Source organism: Paenibacillus alginolyticus DSM 5050 = NBRC 15375 (genome assembly GCF_000422905.1).
GTDB lineage: Bacteria > Bacillota > Bacilli > Paenibacillales > NBRC-103111 > Paenibacillus_E > Paenibacillus_E alginolyticus.
The window spans coordinates 34999-52878 of sequence record NZ_AUGY01000058.1; the positions used below are offsets into that span (position 1 = coordinate 34999).

Consider the following 17880-nt stretch of genomic DNA (forward strand, 5'->3'; position numbering starts at 1 on the left):
GGCTGGACATGCATGTACTGATTGTAGACGATGAACCTGTCATTCGAAGAGGAATGGTCAAGATGGCGGAAATGTACGCACCTGCTTTCTCAAAAATACAGACGGCAGAGAATGGCGTGGCTGTATTGGAGCGGATTCGCGCCTGTGAACCTGATCTTGTGTTGACGGATGTTCGCATGCCCAAAATGGACGGATTGGAGCTCTGCAGAATCATTCATGAGGAATTTCCGCAAATTAAAACCGTTGTGATATCCGGTTATAGTGACTTTGAATATGCCCAAAAAAGCATGAATTATGGTGTTCGTCACTATATGCTGAAACCGGTTACCAAATCGGATGTGCATGGCATGCTGGATCAATTGATCAAAAAGCCATCACGCAGCTATATGCCGCCTTCCCGTTATATCGAGTGGATCGATCAAATGGAACAGCAAATTTGGGCTTTGCAAATGGAGGAACTATGCAGCTTAATCAGCCGCTGGCAGGAATACTGCCTATCTGCCAATTTATCGTTGGCCCAGCTCAAGGAGCTGTTGGATGATTGCAATGCGCTTCTTGTCAAACGCTTTCAAGCCCGCAGTTACTCCCCTTCCTCCGTACAAGCTCACTTGCAAGCGGATAGTGTGAAGGAAGCCCTCGAAGCGTTCGAGAAGGGTTTGATTCACATGGCGAAAGGACTTCAAGATGTTCGAAGCGGGAGCTTCAAAGATCCCATGGAAGAGGCCAAATGCTTTATCGACAGCCGTTTGTCAGAAGACATTTCGCTGGATCAAGTCGCTGCGATGGTCGGTTTGACACCTACCTATTTCAGTTCGCTTTTTAAAAAAGTAACCCATGAGACCTTTGTTCAGTACCGGATCAAAAAAAGGATGACGAAAGCGAAGGAAATGCTGGCTATCCCTTATGTTCGAATCGTGGATGTAGCCGCAGGTGTCGGGTATGACGATTACCCTCATTTTACTAAAACCTTCAAAAAAATTGTTGGCGTTTCGCCTTCTGAATATCGCGCAGGGCTCGGTATCAAATGAAAATTAGAGGTTTAACTAAAAAGCTATTCGTCTATTTTCTGATTGTCATCATTCTTTCACTTAGCAGTGTCGGTATTTTCTCTTATATGACCTCTTCCGATGAGTTAGCGGAAATGGTTGAGAACCAAATGAATCAAATCGTCGGAAACGCGGTTCATCATACGGATCTGTATTTGAAAGACTATGAGCGCTCCATTGTCTCTATTTTGACGAACAGACAGGTGATGGAGTTTATTGACCTGAAGGCTAATCGGGAGGAATATGACTTTTATACCTATCGGAAAATGATTCTCGAAACGAGTGTCGATCCGTTATTTATTCGCAACCCTAAACTAGCTTCTGTTTACTTGCTTAGTGATAAGCTGAATGCGGTCTATTACTATAATGGGGTGAACGAGCAATCCTTCAATGCGGACGATAAACGGAAACAGCGTGAATATTTTCTCGCCAATACAACGGCTGACGGAAAATTGAGTATTTTGAACCACACCATTATTGAAGGTCAAGAGAACCAAATGCTTACGCTAGTCCGCCGTATAAGAGGCTTCACCTCGCCTGAATTGAATGGTTTGCTCGCCATTGAGATGAGATCCGCTGATTTGTCTGCCCTATGGAAAGGGATTGATTTAGGTAAATACGGGTACCTGTTTATCATTGATGATAAGGGGCGCTATGTGTATCACCCTGATGGAAGTAAAGTCGGATCAGATGTTCCCAATGAATTTGTGCAAAAGCTTCAACAGGCTGGGAATAGATCCTTTATTGATACCAGTGAGGGGGATCAGCGCATGTATCTAAGCCGCAAATCCGATTACTCGGGTTGGCAGCTTGTTGTCTCGATGCCGCTTCATGAACTTCGTAAGCCGGTGGCTAACATCCGTTCAACAACGCTGGTAGTCGGATTATTTACACTGGTACTAGCGATCTTACTTGCTTACAGATTCGGTAAGTCGATTACCAAGCCGATTCAAGTACTTAAATCCGGGATGAGAGAGACGGAAAAAGGAAATTGGGCCACCATTCCACTCCCTACTCACAGGGACGAAATTGTCGAACTCATGGTACGCTATAACTTGATGGTCAATCGACTATCTGAAGCGGTTGATCGTGTGGTTCAAGTCGAATTAAGCAATTCAGAAATTCGGATGGAGCGGCAGAAGGCTGAGTTTCAATCTCTTCAGCTGCAAATCAATCCTCATTTTATGTACAACACACTGGAGACGATTATCTGCTATGCCACGATCCAGGATTCAGAGGAGATATCCGAAATCGTTAAGGCACTGGCTTACATGCTGCGATACTCGGTCCAAACCAATCTGGAGGAAATAACGGTTGCGAACGAGTTGAAACACGTTTTGTATTATCTGGTCGTTCTGAGGCATAGAATTGGTCGGGAGTTTGAGATTGATGTTGCGATTAAGCCCGAATATTTGCTTCATGTCATGGTTCGGCTGACTCTCCAGCCTCTTGTCGAAAATGTGTTCCAGCATGCATTTCCGGAGGGATTGGAAGATTATCATTTCATCCGAATCGACGGAGGAGTAGAGGACGGAATCTTCTGGATCAGCGTAGAGGATAATGGTTCAGGAATGTCGGAGACACAGCTTACGCAGCTCCAAGAGAAGTTGAGTACAAACAGACTGGCCGATGCTGAAATTGATGAAGCGGGTAAAAAAGGCGGTATTGGCGTGCTGAACGTCCATCGCCGGATTCAAATGGTTTATGGGGAGAATTATGGACTGAGGATTGAAAGTGTGGCTGATCAGGGAACTAAAATGATCATGGTGATGCCCGCATCGCCTAAACATGAAGAAAAACCAATTCCTATACAGGGGGCATAAAGTTGAACAATCGCGAGAAATTATGGTATCTTCAGCCTGCTAAGATGTGGGTAGAAGCGCTACCAATCGGCAACGGTCGACTAGGCGGGATGATTTTCGGTCATGTGCAAGAGGAAAGAATTCAGTTAAATGAAGATTCCATCTGGTACGGAGGTCCCAAAGATGGACTCAACCCTGATGGTTCTCGATATTTAGACGAAATCCGGGAGCTGCTTTTTGCCGGAAACGTTGCGGAGGCCACGCGATTAACGCGAATGGCACTCTTTTCCACACCTAAATACTACAACCCTTATCAGCCTTTGGGAGACCTGAGGCTTTATTTTCATGACCAGAAAGGTGAGGTTGAAGCGTACAGGCGAGAACTGGATTTGAAGCATGCAATCGCTCGCACAACCTATAGGGTGGGCGGAGTCACCTACCGTCGTACGATGTACGCCAGCAGCCCTGATCAAGTGATCATGATTCAATTGGAGTGCGATCAGCCAGGCCAGCTTAATTTCTCTGCGAATCTGAATCGCAGGCCGTTTGAGGGGGAAACGGGTGCTTTGTCGGCGGATCGTATATGGATGAGCGGTGATTGCGGGAAGCATGGAGTTGAATATGCCTGTGTGTTGAAAGCGAAATCCCAAGATGGTCATGTGTCCGTGATTGGCGACTTCCTGTCTGTGGAAGGGGCTAGCTCTGTGACATTAATACTTGCTGCAGCCAGCACATTTCGAGAGTCTGATCCATTAACAGCATGCCAGCTTCAAATTGAAGGCGCCGATCGGTTCCATGCTGATGAGATTGAACGCCGGCATATCGAAGATTATCAGGAATTGTATAATCGGGTGCGTTTGCGTTTGACGGTAAACGATCCATTCAATGATTTGCCGACGGATGAGCGTTTGAAGCTTATACAAGAGGGGCAATCGCGTATGGATAGCGGCTTGGCCGAGCTTTACTTCCATTATGGCCGTTATTTGTTGATCGCCAGCTCCCGGCCGGGATGTCTGCCCGCGAATCTTCAAGGCATTTGGAATGACAGCTTTACACCTCCGTGGGAGTCCAAATATACGATTAATATCAATACACAAATGAATTATTGGCCGGCTGAGGTTTGCGGATTATCGGAATGCCATGAACCGTTGTTCGACCATATCGAACGGATGCAGGTCAGCGGTCGGCAAACTGCGCGGGAGCTGTATGGCTGCTCGGGCTTTGTCGCTCATCACAACACGAACATATGGGGGGAGACACGGCCAGAAGGTTTATTTCCGACATGTGTGATATGGCCGATGGGAGCTGCGTGGCTAAGCCTGCATGTCTGGGAGCATTTTGTGTTTACCGAAGATACGGATTTTTTACGGGATAGAGCTTACCCGATATTGAAGGACGCTGCCGCATTTTTCCTTGATTATTTGGTGGAATCGCCAGATGGACAGCTTGTGACTGGACCTTCTGTGTCTCCAGAAAACCTATATGTATTGGCAGATGGAACCAGAGGGGCACTCACCATGGGACCTTCTATGGATACGCAGATCATCCGAGAGTTGTTCGAGGCCTGTAAACAGAGCAGCCTCCTGCTGCAGATGGATAGTGAGCTCCGTGAACGGCTTTCCTCGCTGCTGGAGCGTCTGCCTGAGCCGCAAATTGGCAAACACGGACAGATCATGGAGTGGTTGAAGGACAATGAGGAGGATGATCCAGGTCATCGGCATATTTCACAGTTGTTTGCGCTGCATCCGGGAACCCAGATCACTCCTCATCGCACACCGGAATTAGCCAAAGCAGCTGCAGCTACACTGCAGCGCAGATTGGAAAATGGAGGAGGGCATACGGGTTGGAGTAGTGCGTGGATCGTCAATATGTTTGCAAGACTGGAAGATGGCGAACAATCGTATGAGCATTTGAGCCACATGCTGCGCAAATCAACGTATCCCAATCTCTTCGATGCGCATCCTCCTTTTCAAATTGACGGGAATTTCGGTGCTGCGGCTGGTATTGTCGAGATGCTGCTGCAATCCCATGCTGATGAGCTGAGCTTACTTCCTGCGCTGCCGCCTGTGTGGTCTGAGGGAGAAGCGATCGGCTTGAGGGGGCGCGGAGGTTACGTCGTCGACATGAAATGGACCGATGGGAAACTATCGGAAGCCATCATAAGCGCGGCGAAGGATGGCTTATGCAGAGTCCGTACACGCTACGCGGTTCTGGTCCGCTGCAAGGGAGAAGATATCGCCTTGGGCGGGGATCAGTCGGTTGTAGAGTTTAGCGTTGAAGCGGGAAAAATGTATGAACTTTTTAGTAAATAATCATCCGCGATTCAGCAGGACGAGCAGCTTATTCGTGACTGCTAATCCATAACGTTAACCAAAATTGTAATGTGAGAAATCCAATTAGAGTTAAAAAATTTCGGGCAAGTTATCTTCCATGAGTGCATAGGATTGTAGTACACAATTCACCATCACGAGCTGACCTAGTTAAGAAAGGCAGCAGTGAAAGGAGGTACCCATGGACATATTCAAAAGAATTTCGGAGCATCGTACGGAGAAGGATTCATTGAGCTGGACCGGTACGTTCGCGGAGTACATAGAATTGCTTCGCAAAAATCCTGGACTCGCGAGAACAGCGCATTCAAGGGTCTATGATATGATTGCTTCGCAAGGAATCAATGACCAAGTCGGGCACAAATCCTACAAATTCTTCAACAAAGAGATTTTCGGCCTGGATCGAGCCATTGAGAAGCTGGTGGAAGAATATTTCCATTCCGCTGCCCGTCGATTGGATGTTCGTAAGCGGATATTACTGCTGATGGGTCCTGTAAGCGGTGGTAAATCAACCATTGTGACCATGCTGAAAAGAGGGCTGGAGCAATTTGCTAGAACTGACTTAGGGGCTGTCTATGCAATTAAAGGTTGTCCGATGCACGAGGAGCCACTCCATTTGATCCCTATGGAACTGCGTCCTGAGATCGAGCGAGAACTGGGGGTAAAGATTGAAGGCAGCTTATGTCCTTCCTGCCAGATGCGTTTAAAGACCGAGTACAACGGCTGTATTGAAGATGTTCATGTTGAGCGTGTATTCGTTTCAGAAGAATCGCGTGTAGGTATCGGTACGTTCAGTCCATCCGATCCGAAATCACAGGATATTGCCGACTTGACGGGTAGTATCGATTTCTCTACCATCACGGAGTTTGGTTCCGAATCCGATCCGCGTGCCTATCGGTTCGACGGGGAGCTGAATAAGGCAAATCGGGGTATCATGGAATTCCAGGAAATGCTGAAATGCGACGAGAAATTCCTCTGGAACTTACTGTCTCTCACACAAGAGGGGAACTTTAAGGCAGGACGGTTCGCCCTCATAAGTGCCGATGAGCTGATCATTGCGCATACGAATGAAACCGAGTATAAATCATTCATTGCGAACAAGAAAAATGAGGCTCTGCAATCGCGGATGATTGTGATGCCAATTCCGTATAACCTGCGGGTTTCAGATGAAGAAAAAATTTACTATAAGCTCATCGGGCAGAGTGATATGTCCCATATTCATATTGCTCCGCATGCGCTCCGAGTTGCTGCGATTTTCTCCATTCTTACCCGCTTGAAAGAAACGAAGAAGCAAGGGATGGATTTAGTCAAGAAAATGCGCATGTATGATGGTGAAGTTGTGGAAGGTTACAAAGAAGCAGATCTCAAAGAAATGCAAAACGAATACCAAGAAGAAGGTATGAGCGGCATCGATCCGCGTTATGTTATTAACCGAATTTCAAGTGCATTGATTCGCCAAGATCTTCAGTGCATTAACGCGCTAGATGTCCTGCGGGCCCTGAAGGATGGTTTGGATCAGCATCCGTCGATTACGAAGGATGAGCGTGAACGGTTCCTCAATTTCATTTCCGTGGCGCGCAAGGAATACGATGATATTGCTAAGAAAGAAGTGCAGAAAGCGTTCGTCTACTCCTTCGAAGAGTCAGCCAAAACTATTTTCGATAACTATCTCGATAATATTGAAGCTTACTGTAATTGGGGGAAAATTAAGGATCCGCTGACCGGTGAGGAAATGGATCCAGATGAGCGGCTGATGCGCTCGATTGAAGAGCAAATCGGCATTTCTGAAAATGCGAAGAAAGCATTCCGAGAAGAGATCCTGATCCGCATTTCATCCTATTCCCGTAAAGGCCGGAAATTTGATTACAGCAGTCACGAACGGCTGCGTGAAGCGATTGAGAAGAAACTCTTCGCTGATTTGAAAGATATCGTGAAAATAACGACCTCCACGAAGACGCCGGATGAGAAGCAGTTGAAGAAAATTAATGATGTGACAAAGCAATTGATTGATGAGCACGGCTATTGTCCTGTATGTGCGAATGAGCTGCTGCGTTATGTAGGGAGCTTGCTGAATAGGTAAAACTTCATAGTGGAAGTTAAAAGGACTTGAGGCGATGACGATCCCTCAGGTCTTTTTCTTTGTGTAAATTACACCGTCTACTATATATCACCGAATCTAGTAATCTCTCATATACTATAAGATCTTACGATAAGGGAGGTGCAAGAGAGTATGATAGGCAACTCAATGAAAAAGACTGGTTCATTTCTTTTACTTTTAGTGAGTTTACTAGCTTTCGTGATGACTTGGGAGGTGGGGTTATTATCCCCTTTGGGGGGAATATGTATAGTGGGGTTTAGCTTCGGCGGAGCCATTCTGATGTGGCTGGATGTCCATGAATCGATGCAAGGTGCTGGCAAGAAAGATGCGAAACGAGCAAAAGCCGATCTCTGATCGACAAGAGGACAATTCCCCCCAGAAAAAATCCAACCAACCTGGAAGATGGTCAGACGTCTTTGGATTCGGCAAAATGTTGGATAAATTACCGCTTCATAAGCTTTCAGCTCGTATGGCCTACTGTATGTTTTTTGATTTAGTGCTGCTCTTATTTGTTCTTGCTCTCCGTGCTTCGGGTACGAAGGTGAATGATTTTCCCAACGCATGGGATATTCGATTTATAGTGATCACGACAATTGTTGTTTTTTTCTTCGGTCTTTGCGATATCTGGAAAGACCGGAAGTAATAAGCTTGTTACAAAGCAAATGAAAATAAGCCCAATTTCAGGGGAAGCGGTCACCAACTAGGCAATCACACACATACTGTATAATAGGCAATTAACTATACAGGAATGTGAGTGATTTAGAAGATGACGAAACCAGAAGAGCAAGAATTTCGTCCACCAGTAGGTGGGCACGGAGGCGGTCCAGGACATGGTGGCCCCGGACATGGTGGCCCCGGACATGGTGGTCCTGGTCATGGTGGGCCAGGATTCGGAGGTCCTGGTCATCATGGCTTCCCAGAGCATGGCGGGTTTCATCACTTTGGACATGGTGGAGTGAACAATCTGCTGCCAATTGTTGTAGCCCCTTATTTATATGCGACACAGCCTTACTATCCATATCCATATCCAACATGTCCATGTCCATATCCATACCAGGATTATCCATGTCAATGTCCATATCCATACCAGACTTATCCATACCCACCATATTCCCCAGGTTATCCAGGTATTTAAAAAAATTTACTTGCACACTTAAACAAAACAGAGAAACTTTCTGTCCAGAGAGTTCCTCTGTATTTTGCTATTTTTTACTAAAAATGGGTGTTGAGTACTATAAAACTTTATCAAATCTTTATATTCCTATAGGCATTGTGTCGTTTTCATGCTACAATTCAATTTATACAGCGTTTACATTAATTTCCTTCTCGTTTACTCAGCCTTCATCGGTACGATGATTAAACCATCTTGGCTTTTGCTTATGAGGAATTCACTTGTGCAAATCTAGGGGGGAAAGTGTGTTGAGCAATCAACCCGTTCGGATATTACATCATATTAGTGATATGAATCGTGGAGAAGCGCAAAGCTTTATTATGAATGTGTATCGGCACATGGATCGATCTAAGATTCAATTCGATTTCGTTGTCCACTCCTATAATCCTTGTGATTATGAGGAAGAAATACGAGCATTAGGCGGGAGGATTTTCATCCTGCAGAATCCTAGAGCAGGCTGGATGGGTTACCTGTATGAGTTAAAGTCGACGATTCAGCATCACGGTCCTTTCCATGCTCTACATAGCCATAACTTTGAGGCTAGTGTCTTAACTTTGTTAGCATCAAGGCTGTTTGGCATTGATATTCGTATTGTACATTGTCACAGCATCAGTGATTATACATACTCTTCCTTAATAACTAAGATATCTCGATGGCTAAAAAGGAACATGATACGGCAATTTGCCACCAGATGGGTAAGCAGCTCGATCACGGTAAGTCAGGCATTATTTGGGTATCAATGGTCTAACGATAAACGCGGCAGAATGGTGCGTAATGGGATAGATGTCGGTCGATTTACAAGTAGAATGTACAATCCCATGACGCTCCGGGAGGAATTGCATATTTCATTAGAGGAACCAATTATTGGCCATATTGGACGGTTTAGCTCAGCAAAAAATCATACATTTCTGATTGAGATTTTTGAAGAGCTGCTGTACCGTGTGCCAAATGCGAGGCTTATTTTGGTGGGGGATGGTGCGTTGCGACCTCAGATTATAGCGCTGATCGAGCAAAAAGGGATCCAAAACCGCGTTCATCTATTAGGACTTCGAGACGATATTCATGAGCTTCTTCAGGAATTTGATTGCATGGTCCTTCCTTCATTCAAAGATGGTTTACCTATGGTATTGATAGAAGCGCAAGCCGCGGGTGTTCCCTGTGTGGTATCCGATGCTTTGCCGGCAGAGGTGAATCTGAGGGCAGGTTTTTTCGCATTCGTGTGTTTGAAACAAGACATTGCCGTATGGGTGCAGTGGTTAATGAGGGCATTGCGCAGCGATCCTGTTCCGGTTGATGAACGAATCCGTGCAATTAGACAAGCTGGGTATGATATTAAAGAAGCAGCTCTAGAATTAGAAGAAGTCTATGCTTTCCAATAGAAAATAGTGAGAGCCCTTATGGATGACATGAGGGTTCTTTTCTTATTTATAATAATTATTAAAAAGGATTGACTTTTATTATTTTTTATTTATAATAATTATTATCTGATATGAGTTCTCATTGGACAAACCGTCTTTATGGGCTAAAAGGAGTGCACAGCGATGTATGATGTCATTATTATTGGGGCTGGACCAGCAGGAGCCTCGGCTGCTATCTATACAGCAAGAGGAAATCTGAAGACACTCGTTATTGACAAGGCACCGAACACAGGAGCTCTGGCCATCACTCACAAAATTGCGAATTACCCGGGGGTCATTGGGGAGTTATCAGGTAAAGATTTGCTCGATACGATGCGGGAGCAAGCGAAGGGCTTTGGGGCGGAGTTCATCCAAACAACGATTACAGCTGTAGATGTGGAAGGCGATACAAAGTATGTATTTACGGCTGACGGGATCTATGAAAGCAAGTCGATCGTTATCGCGACGGGGTCCAAAGGACGCAACCGTATGCTGCCGGGGGAAGAAAGCTTGTTAGGGCGCGGCGTTAGCACATGTGCAACGTGTGATGGAGCCTTTTTCGATGGCAAAACGGTCGCTGTCATTGGCGATTCAGAGGAAGCCTTAGAAGAAGCGCAAGCGTTAAGTAAATTTACGGATAAAATATACTTCATTGTTCCACGACCTGAACTGCAAGGCGTTCATCATGTTCCAGAATTGCCGGGAACTGACTTTCTCTACAAAGCCAAACCGCTTGAAGTGCTTGGAGACAAGCATGTAGAGGGGCTTAGAATACGTACGAGTTCTGGTGCTGAGGAAGTACTCCAAGTGGATGGTGTGTTTGTCTTCCTATCCGGCAGTAAGCCAGGCACAGATTTCCTACAGGATCAGGTTCCGCTGGACGTGGATGGTTTTATGATTCTGGATAGCTCGATGCAATCACCTGTTGCAGGCGTATTCGGGGCTGGAGAAGTTAGACGCACACCGGTGAAGCAAGCGGTTGTTGCCGCCGCTGATGGAGCCATCGCGGCCATGGCGGTTGATAAATTTATTAATAAACGGGCTCAACTGATCCCGCAATACAAATAATCTTATACCCTACAAGGAGATGAATTCCGATGTCTAATGTCATTGTTTATTCAAGTACAAATTGCCCATATTGCCAACAGTTGAAGAAGTATTTAACGGAACAAAATGTCTCCTACGAAGAAAGAAACATTGATCTGAATGATCAATTTGGACAAGAGCTTCACGACTTAGGCTTGATGTCTTTGCCTGTGACGGTCATTGGCGAACACAAAATTCTGGGTCTCAACGTTACCAAACTCAAAAAAGCTTTGGCTGAAATCGCAAGCTAATTTCATACCATATAAATAGATAGAGGAGAGCAAACCATGACACAATCAACCGTACAACCTGCACATACTTTTGCTAAAATAGGGCTTCCAGCACCTTCATTTTCCTTGCTGTCGACGAAAAATATGGAAACCTTAGAAGAGAAAATAACGCTTGAAGATTATAGAGGAAAATGGCTTGTTTTCTTCTTCTGGCCATTCGACTTTACGTTCGTGTGTCCAACCGAAATTACAGCTTTCAGCGACAATTACGAGCAGTTCCTTGAACTGGATTGTGAAATTGTAGGGGCATCGGTCGACAGTGTGTTTACACACAGAGCTTGGACTCAAACGCCGCGCGACCAGAACGGCATCGGTCCTGTGAGGTTCCCATTGGTCAGTGATTTCTCCAAAGAAACAGCACGCGCATATGGCGTGTTAGATGACGAAAGCGGCGCTGCGCATCGCGGATTGTTCATTATCGATCCAGAAGGCGTGCTGCGCTACCAAGTGGTCACGGATATGAATGTTGGGCGCTCTGTAGATGAGACGCTGCGCGTGCTTCAAGCCCTTCAGGCTGGTGGACTTTGTCCAGCGAACTGGAAGCCAGGCGATAAAACACTTTAAGCTGCACAAATAAACAAGCCCCCATCGACTCTCACTCGATTGGGGCTTTTGTATGTATTCAAAGTCTGTTTTGAAGTATAATAGAAGAACAATATAGGTGAAGACAGAGAGGTTAGATGCATGATGCAGTCCTTATCGGACAAACTGTTTATGGGTTCTTTGATTTTACTCATGATTTCCATTGTTGTTAGCGGAATTGGATTTCAATTCGTGAATTGGCGCGCACAAGTTACAGATGAGTTGGATGGGGAGACGCAAGGAAGCGGCTCTCGCAAGAAAGCCGTAATGGATCGGCAAGATAAGAGCTTGGGACGTGTGCTGCGTTCAAAATTATTTTGGATCGCGATAGCAGGCATTCTCATATCCATTGGACTTTCTTGGTTTAGCTCTAAATAAAAATATAAGGCGTATAACCCTCGGGATGAGTGTTATGCGCCTTTTTGTATCCCATTTTAACCGGAATGAGGATTTAAACAACAATTTCTTCTACGCAGGAGCTGCAGACCAGCTTGCCTTTGAAATAGGTCATATTCTCGAAATTACCGCAGAATACACAGGCTGGCATATACTTCTTGAGTGTAATGCGCTCCGGATCGACATAAACCTCGATCGCGTCGCCGATATCGATATGAAGTGTTCGTCGCAGCTCAATCGGTAAAACAATCCGGCCCAACTCGTCTACTTTTCTCACTATTCCTGTCGATTTCATCTGAAAGCCTCCTAATTATTTCATTAGACTTCGATCAATTATGTTGTATATTCAATTCCACATATAAACTTGAATTCCTTTTATTTACTTCAAATATTTTAGTGAATTATCTGTGAAATGCATGAAAATGGACGACAAATAGAGGGCTTTCACGTATTTCAATAAACACGTGGAAACCCTCTATATTTATTTTTCAACATAAGGATCTAGTTTTTGTTCACAGATAAGAAAGTGTAAGTTTATGGTTGGAGCGAACTTTAACGAGAAGGAGTGACTACGGTTGTGGTAAGCCTGCAATTGTACATGCTTTTTTCTTTGAATCACTCCTAATCCTAAATTCCTGCAATCGTGCAGGCTTTTGTGGTTTTTTTAATCTTAGGATTGAAAAGCTAAAAATTCCTGCATAATAGCAGGCTTTTCCTCTATTCAAACGATTTTAACAAAAATACCTGCACTTTCGCAGTAAATGTGGGACGTTGAATAATTGTTCTCCTCGTACCACGAATTCAACAGCGCATGGAACCCCGCATCCTTCCCTATGCACAAAAGAATGTGTTTACACCAAGGGCCTGAGGCAGAGCCTGAGGTTTTATCTAGTTCTGTAGTTGATCTTTGGAAATTTGCTCTTTAAGCGCCGCATTTTTAATAACCAACTGTTTGGATAATTCAACTTGTAAAAGGTCGATTTTATTGATTTCATCTTTTAATTTACTAAGTCGAGACATCTTGCTGCTTAAATCACTGGGTGAAGTACTTATTTTTATATCCTTTTGTAATTGATTTATTTTTGAAAGTGCTTTTTCCTTTTTTTTCTGTTCGTCATTACTTCTTTGTTGAGTTTCAGTAATTTCTTTTTTTAATCGATTTATGATAGATAAAGTGAAACTTATAGCCATTCAAAACACCTCTTAGCAATTTAGTGTAGCTTCGACACCATTCTACACTAAATACATGGTCCGTGCCAAAAGAGGATAAAAAGAGGAGGGTGAAGCGGGGCAGCAACGCTGAATGCACGTGGAATGAACTACTCAATCAGCTTTACATCAACAATGACTTCCAGGTTTTGCTGCCCGGCACCGCGATAGACGCCTTTGACGGGAACGATATCGTTGTAGTCGCGGCCGTGTCCGAGCTTAACATAGCGCCAATTGACCTCACAATTGTTCGTAGGGTCGTAGCCGAACCAACCGGTTCCTGGGATCAGGCACTCCACCCATGCGTGGGAGGCTTGGGTGAATTCCGTGCTGCCTCCTTGTAGATCGCCAACAAAGTGATAACCGCTAACGTACCTAGCAGGAATCCCTTTATCTCGGCAAATGGCAATCATGAAATGAGAGTAGTCCTGGCAAACACCACGCTTAAATTGAAGCATTTCTCCGACGGTGGTCTGTACAGAAGTGGCTGAGGGATCGTAAGTGAAGTCGCGATGAATCGTTGTGTAGATCGTACGTAGTAATTCGTATAAACGGATATTTTGATCGGAAATGGCATCTGAGTAAGCCTTAAGTTCAGGGGTCAACCCCGTGTAACTGGTAGGAAGCAAGTACTCTGCATGCTGATTTTGGAAGTCATCGCTAAGTCTCATCGCTTTCTCCTGTAAGGGTGAAGCAACGACTGATGGGATGTTATCGTTGTCGTTCGTCACGACAGTGGACACCATTTTAATCGTTAACTCGCGATGAAGCTTATTGACGGTAAAAGCATGTACGCGATTATGAAAAAAATCCGAGTAGGTAAAGAAAGCTGAAGCAGGCTCCGTGGTGATGGCGTGGTGATAACAGGCTTGACGATTGTCAGTGAGAGGCGTCAAACGGACTTCATTGACACTGTCCTGCGCTGTATTGGTGTAGGAATAGCGTGTGATATGCGTAATCTCCAGTTTTTTCATGCGATGACCTCTTCTCGGGAGGGAAAAAAGACTTTGGACATCCTTAAACCCATCACGTTGCAGGATTCCCGAAGTTCACTCAACGTCATTTCCAATTTGCCGGATAAAATATCCTCTTCGTCCATGCAAGCAAGATTAGCCTTTACTTTCCCCGCTAGCTTAGCAAGTCGGTGTACAGCCAGGTTTAAATCGGGGTCCTCCATTTGAATGCCCTGCAAGGAACGCTCCAAGGATTGGAAGGAGAAGCTAACCGAGCGCGGAAATGTTTCGTGAAGCATCAGGAATTTAATAATGCTGCTTAGGTTAACCGTGTCTGCATGTTCCCGGCGATACGACTCATATCCGCTAACCGACTTCAAAACGGAAAGCATGAGCGGGTAAGAAGAGAGCTCTTCCCTAGCGTAATCATGGCATAACGATTGGAGTAAGCGCAGCAAGTTCTCAGCACGCTCCAAATATCTTCCTGCTTCCACGAAGTGCCATTCATTTTGACGCGGCATGACGAATGTGGCTGCTCCTTGAAACATAGACAAGGTGTCGCGAATAAAGCGATAGAACAAATGAGGTGAATCGTTTGTGATATCTCGGACTTCTTTTTCTTTTAGCCACAGATATAAGCCATTCATAATATCCCACAGCTCTGCGGGCATTTTCTCGCGAATATTACGAAGGTTGGAGCGAGCATGGTTGGTGCAAGCGAGCAAAGAATTCGAATTATTTTTATCGAGTGTAATATACTGGAGGACATGCTGCTCGGTGAAGCTCCCATATTGCTCCGTAAATGCGGCACGATCGCCAATCGTATCAATTAAACGGCTCCACGATTGATCGCTGCTATTCTCCTTCTCCTCGCGAATATGATAATACACGTCGATTAGCCTCGCGTGATTCTCCGTTCTCTCCGTATACCTGCCGATCCAGAACCATGTCCGCTAGCCTCCAATCTATATTTGTTTCACTACGAATTAGTGACCCACGTGTCCTTACATCCCCCGCCTTGCGAGGAGTTCACCACAAGTGAACCTTCTTTAAGCGCTACCCGAGTGAGTCCGCCAGGTATAACCTGAATGCTCTCGCCAGCGATGACGAAGGCCCGAAGATCGATATGCCGCGCAGTCATTTGACCATCCATCATGACAGGAGCTCTGGAAAGCTGGATCGTGGGTTGAGCGATATAACGATCGGGATTCGCTATAATTTTAAGCCGAAAATCAGCCAACTCACTCTCAGAAGCCGAAGGCCCAATGAGCATACCGTAACCGCCGGAGAGCGAAGTCTCTTTGACGACCATTTTATCTAAATGCTGCAATACGTGATCACGTTCTTCCGGTCTAGAAAGGATATAAGTAGGCACATTATTCAGGATTGGTTCTTCGTTCAGATAGTATCGAATCATGTCTGGAACATAGGCGTAGATGGCTTTGTCGTCAGCCACGCCGGTCCCAGGGGCATTCACGATGTTAATATTACCGGCGCGATAGGCATTCATGATCCCAGCAACACCTAGCATCGAGTTCGGATCAAAAGCGAGCGGATCCAAGAAATCGTCGTCGATTCTTCGATATAAGACATCGATTTGGCGGAGTCCCTTGATCCCGCGAATATATACTTTATGATCAATGACGACGAGATCATGTCCTTCAACAAGCTGTATGCCCATTTGCTGCGCAAGGAACGTATGTTCGAAGTAGGCCGAATTGTAGCAGCCTGGGGTCAGTAAGCCAATGACAGGATCGGATTTGCCCGAGGGGCTTAGCCTGCGTAACGCGGATAAAAATACATTTAAACTATGCTCAATATCTTGGATCGAATGGCTAAAAACAAGCTCAGGGAATAAATGCGTCATGATGGAACGGCTTTTGTACAAATAGGAGAAGCCTGAAGGTGACCGTAGATTATCCTCCAAAACGAAGTATTCGCCATGCTCATCTCGAATTAAATTAATACCTGATACCGTTACGTACACATCATTCGGGATGGATAGTCGCATCATTTCAGGTCGGAAATAGCAGTTGGAAAGAACCATTTTTCTAGGGATAATCCCTTCCTTTAAGATGCATTGGTCATGATAAATATCCTTGAGAAATAGATTAAGCGCCTTAACGCGCTGCTGAAGCCCTCGTTCTAGCTTGAGCCATTCATCCCGTGGAATGATTCGTGGGATCGGATCGAAAGGGATGGTTCGTTCCAATGCTTCCGCTTGATCAGGGCTGTAGAGTGTAAACGTAATTCCTTCTTCCATCATGCGTTTCATGGTGGCCGTCTGGCGCTTGCTCAAATTCCCCGCCTTCATGGCCTCCTTTCTGATCTAAGCTCTTAATTTTGTGTAAGAAAATATAACGTTAATTAATTTAATAATAATGATTTTTCTTATATTGTAAATTTATCAGAAAATTATGTCAATATACATGACATATAAATTAACTGACAAGAAATGCGCAAATAGTTCAATTGGTTGAAAGTTTCGAGAATTTTCTGTTTTTATCTTGCTTTACGTCGGAATCAGCTATAGAATGTCGAATAAGTAAATGTTATATAAAGTAACAGTAAAGTCACACATGAATTGTGAATATAGGGGGTTGGGGTATGTTTGATTGGCTGGGATTTCGAAAGGGTCTATCTTTGTGGTGGTCGTATCGTCTGAATCGTCACCTCAAGGAGGATGTGGAACATATCTTCGAAGGGATTGCGCATACGAGAACTGAAATTTTACGAGGCTGGGTGGAAGCCTATTGGTCCAATTTGGATCGCTTGCTTGAGCAGCTCTCTGATTCTAAACCTGGACCAACGAGGCAGGATGACTCGATGGTTCAGCGGTTGCTGGCAGCAGCATTAAAAAGCGGTTCTGATTTCTCTGAGATTTTCATAGTGAATGAAAAGGCAGCAGTGATATATTCCACGTCCCCCACTCATATTGGGAAATCTTATGATTCAGGAAGTGATCTTACAAAAGGGCTAGAGGAAGCACGCAAAGGCAAGAAATGCTTATTCGGACCTTATTCCGATCCCCTTACATTACAGCTAGGTCCAAGCACTTCGCCTTTTCACGATGCTATGACACTTGCTTTTATTGCTCCTATCATGGTAAACGGAATATGGAAAGGGGCTATTTGCGGACGTGTTCCGAACGATGTGCTCGGGGATCTGATCCAGCGCGAGTCAGGGCATGTGTATCCGGACTCCGGAGATAATTATTTATTTTGATTATCCAACTAGCTCAGGATAGGTAATCGTCGTAGACGATAGGCAACAATGAACTAACCTATTGAATAACTCGCTTTTGACCTCACGGCGGTTGAATCGATAGCAAAACTCATCGAGATATGCTTGTAGGTGCTTAGGATCTAAGCCGTGGTAGGTACCACCAATAAAAGCTTTCGCATTAGAGATGATCGTATGAAGCCACTTTAGATGATCTGGATTTTCTTTCAGGTCGTACTTTTTGGCTTCATGGTGGAAGCCATTTTTGGCCAAAGCTTGATAAGAACGATATCTATCGCTG

The 17880-nt window shown here is 44.9% G+C and carries 18 protein-coding genes; 12 read left to right on the forward strand and 6 right to left on the reverse strand.

Annotated features, from left to right (window positions below):
- Window positions 1–8: 8 nt before the first annotated feature.
- The 11 genes from G519_RS0123875 (at window position 9) to G519_RS0123930 (ending at window position 12177) form a co-directional block, all read left to right on the forward strand.
- Window positions 9–1028: a response regulator transcription factor gene (locus G519_RS0123875; protein WP_029196842.1), complete on the forward strand. Its 1020-nt coding sequence runs from the start codon at window positions 9–11 to the stop codon at window positions 1026–1028.
- Window positions 1025–2869: a cache domain-containing sensor histidine kinase gene (locus G519_RS44275; RefSeq protein WP_051253630.1), complete on the forward strand. Its 1845-nt coding sequence runs from the start codon at window positions 1025–1027 to the stop codon at window positions 2867–2869. The genes G519_RS0123875 and G519_RS44275 overlap by 4 nt, the downstream gene beginning before the upstream one ends.
- A gap of 2 nt (window positions 2870–2871) precedes the next feature.
- Window positions 2872–5160, forward strand: coding sequence for a glycoside hydrolase family 95 protein (locus G519_RS0123885; RefSeq protein ID WP_029196843.1), 2289 nt, complete (start codon window positions 2872–2874; stop codon window positions 5158–5160).
- A gap of 199 nt (window positions 5161–5359) precedes the next feature.
- Entirely contained in the window at window positions 5360–7255 is a 1896-nt protein-coding gene (locus tag G519_RS0123890; RefSeq protein ID WP_029196844.1) for a PrkA family serine protein kinase, read from the forward strand.
- Window positions 7256–7598: 343 nt separating this feature from the next.
- Window positions 7599–7916 carry a hypothetical protein gene (locus tag G519_RS0123900; protein ID WP_029196846.1) on the forward strand — a complete coding sequence of 106 codons (318 nt, stop codon included), beginning with the start codon at window positions 7599–7601 and terminating at the stop codon, window positions 7914–7916.
- 123 nt (window positions 7917–8039) lie between these two features.
- Window positions 8040–8408 (forward strand): hypothetical protein, encoded by a 369-nt coding sequence (locus G519_RS50440; RefSeq protein ID WP_154669608.1) that lies wholly within the window; start codon window positions 8040–8042, stop codon window positions 8406–8408.
- Window positions 8409–8692: 284 nt separating this feature from the next.
- Window positions 8693–9823, forward strand: a complete 1131-nt coding sequence (locus tag G519_RS0123910; protein WP_127528184.1) for a glycosyltransferase — start codon at window positions 8693–8695, stop codon at window positions 9821–9823.
- Between the two features lie 162 nt (window positions 9824–9985).
- Window positions 9986–10909 (forward strand): NAD(P)/FAD-dependent oxidoreductase, encoded by a 924-nt coding sequence (locus tag G519_RS0123915; protein WP_029196849.1) that lies wholly within the window; start codon window positions 9986–9988, stop codon window positions 10907–10909.
- 29 nt (window positions 10910–10938) lie between these two features.
- Entirely contained in the window at window positions 10939–11178 is a 240-nt protein-coding gene (locus G519_RS0123920; protein ID WP_029196850.1) for a glutaredoxin family protein, read from the forward strand.
- A 36-nt stretch (window positions 11179–11214) separates the two neighbouring features.
- Window positions 11215–11781 (forward strand): peroxiredoxin, encoded by a 567-nt coding sequence (locus tag G519_RS0123925; protein WP_029196851.1) that lies wholly within the window; start codon window positions 11215–11217, stop codon window positions 11779–11781.
- 120 nt (window positions 11782–11901) lie between these two features.
- Window positions 11902–12177: a hypothetical protein gene (locus G519_RS0123930; protein ID WP_029196852.1), complete on the forward strand. Its 276-nt coding sequence runs from the start codon at window positions 11902–11904 to the stop codon at window positions 12175–12177.
- Between the two features lie 73 nt (window positions 12178–12250).
- On the opposite strand, the gene G519_RS0123935 is transcribed toward G519_RS0123930, so the two are convergent.
- From G519_RS0123935 to G519_RS44280, 5 genes are all read right to left on the reverse strand, one after another.
- The gene (locus G519_RS0123935; protein ID WP_029196853.1) at window positions 12251–12490 is read right to left on the reverse strand and encodes an AbrB/MazE/SpoVT family DNA-binding domain-containing protein; all 240 of its coding nucleotides are present in this window, start codon (window positions 12488–12490) and stop codon (window positions 12251–12253) included.
- Window positions 12491–13083: 593 nt separating this feature from the next.
- On the reverse strand, window positions 13084–13386 hold the full coding sequence (locus G519_RS0123940) for a hypothetical protein (RefSeq protein WP_029196854.1): 303 nt from the start codon (window positions 13384–13386) through the stop codon (window positions 13084–13086).
- A gap of 128 nt (window positions 13387–13514) precedes the next feature.
- Window positions 13515–14378, reverse strand: a complete 864-nt coding sequence (locus G519_RS0123945; RefSeq protein ID WP_029196855.1) for a transglutaminase family protein — start codon at window positions 14376–14378, stop codon at window positions 13515–13517.
- Window positions 14375–15295: an alpha-E domain-containing protein gene (locus G519_RS0123950; protein ID WP_029196856.1), complete on the reverse strand. Its 921-nt coding sequence runs from the start codon at window positions 15293–15295 to the stop codon at window positions 14375–14377. The genes G519_RS0123945 and G519_RS0123950 overlap by 4 nt, the downstream gene beginning before the upstream one ends.
- Before the next feature lie 41 nt (window positions 15296–15336).
- Window positions 15337–16671, reverse strand: a complete 1335-nt coding sequence (locus G519_RS44280) for a circularly permuted type 2 ATP-grasp protein (protein WP_084160305.1) — start codon at window positions 16669–16671, stop codon at window positions 15337–15339.
- Between the two features lie 293 nt (window positions 16672–16964).
- Between G519_RS44280 and G519_RS0123960 the strand changes: the two genes are divergently transcribed.
- Window positions 16965–17582, forward strand: a complete 618-nt coding sequence (locus tag G519_RS0123960; RefSeq protein WP_029196857.1) for a PDC sensor domain-containing protein — start codon at window positions 16965–16967, stop codon at window positions 17580–17582.
- Here the strand turns inward: G519_RS0123960 and G519_RS44285 are convergent.
- A partial coding sequence (locus G519_RS44285) for a transposase (protein ID WP_244280112.1) occupies window positions 17583–17880 on the reverse strand: 298 nt, incomplete at its 5' end.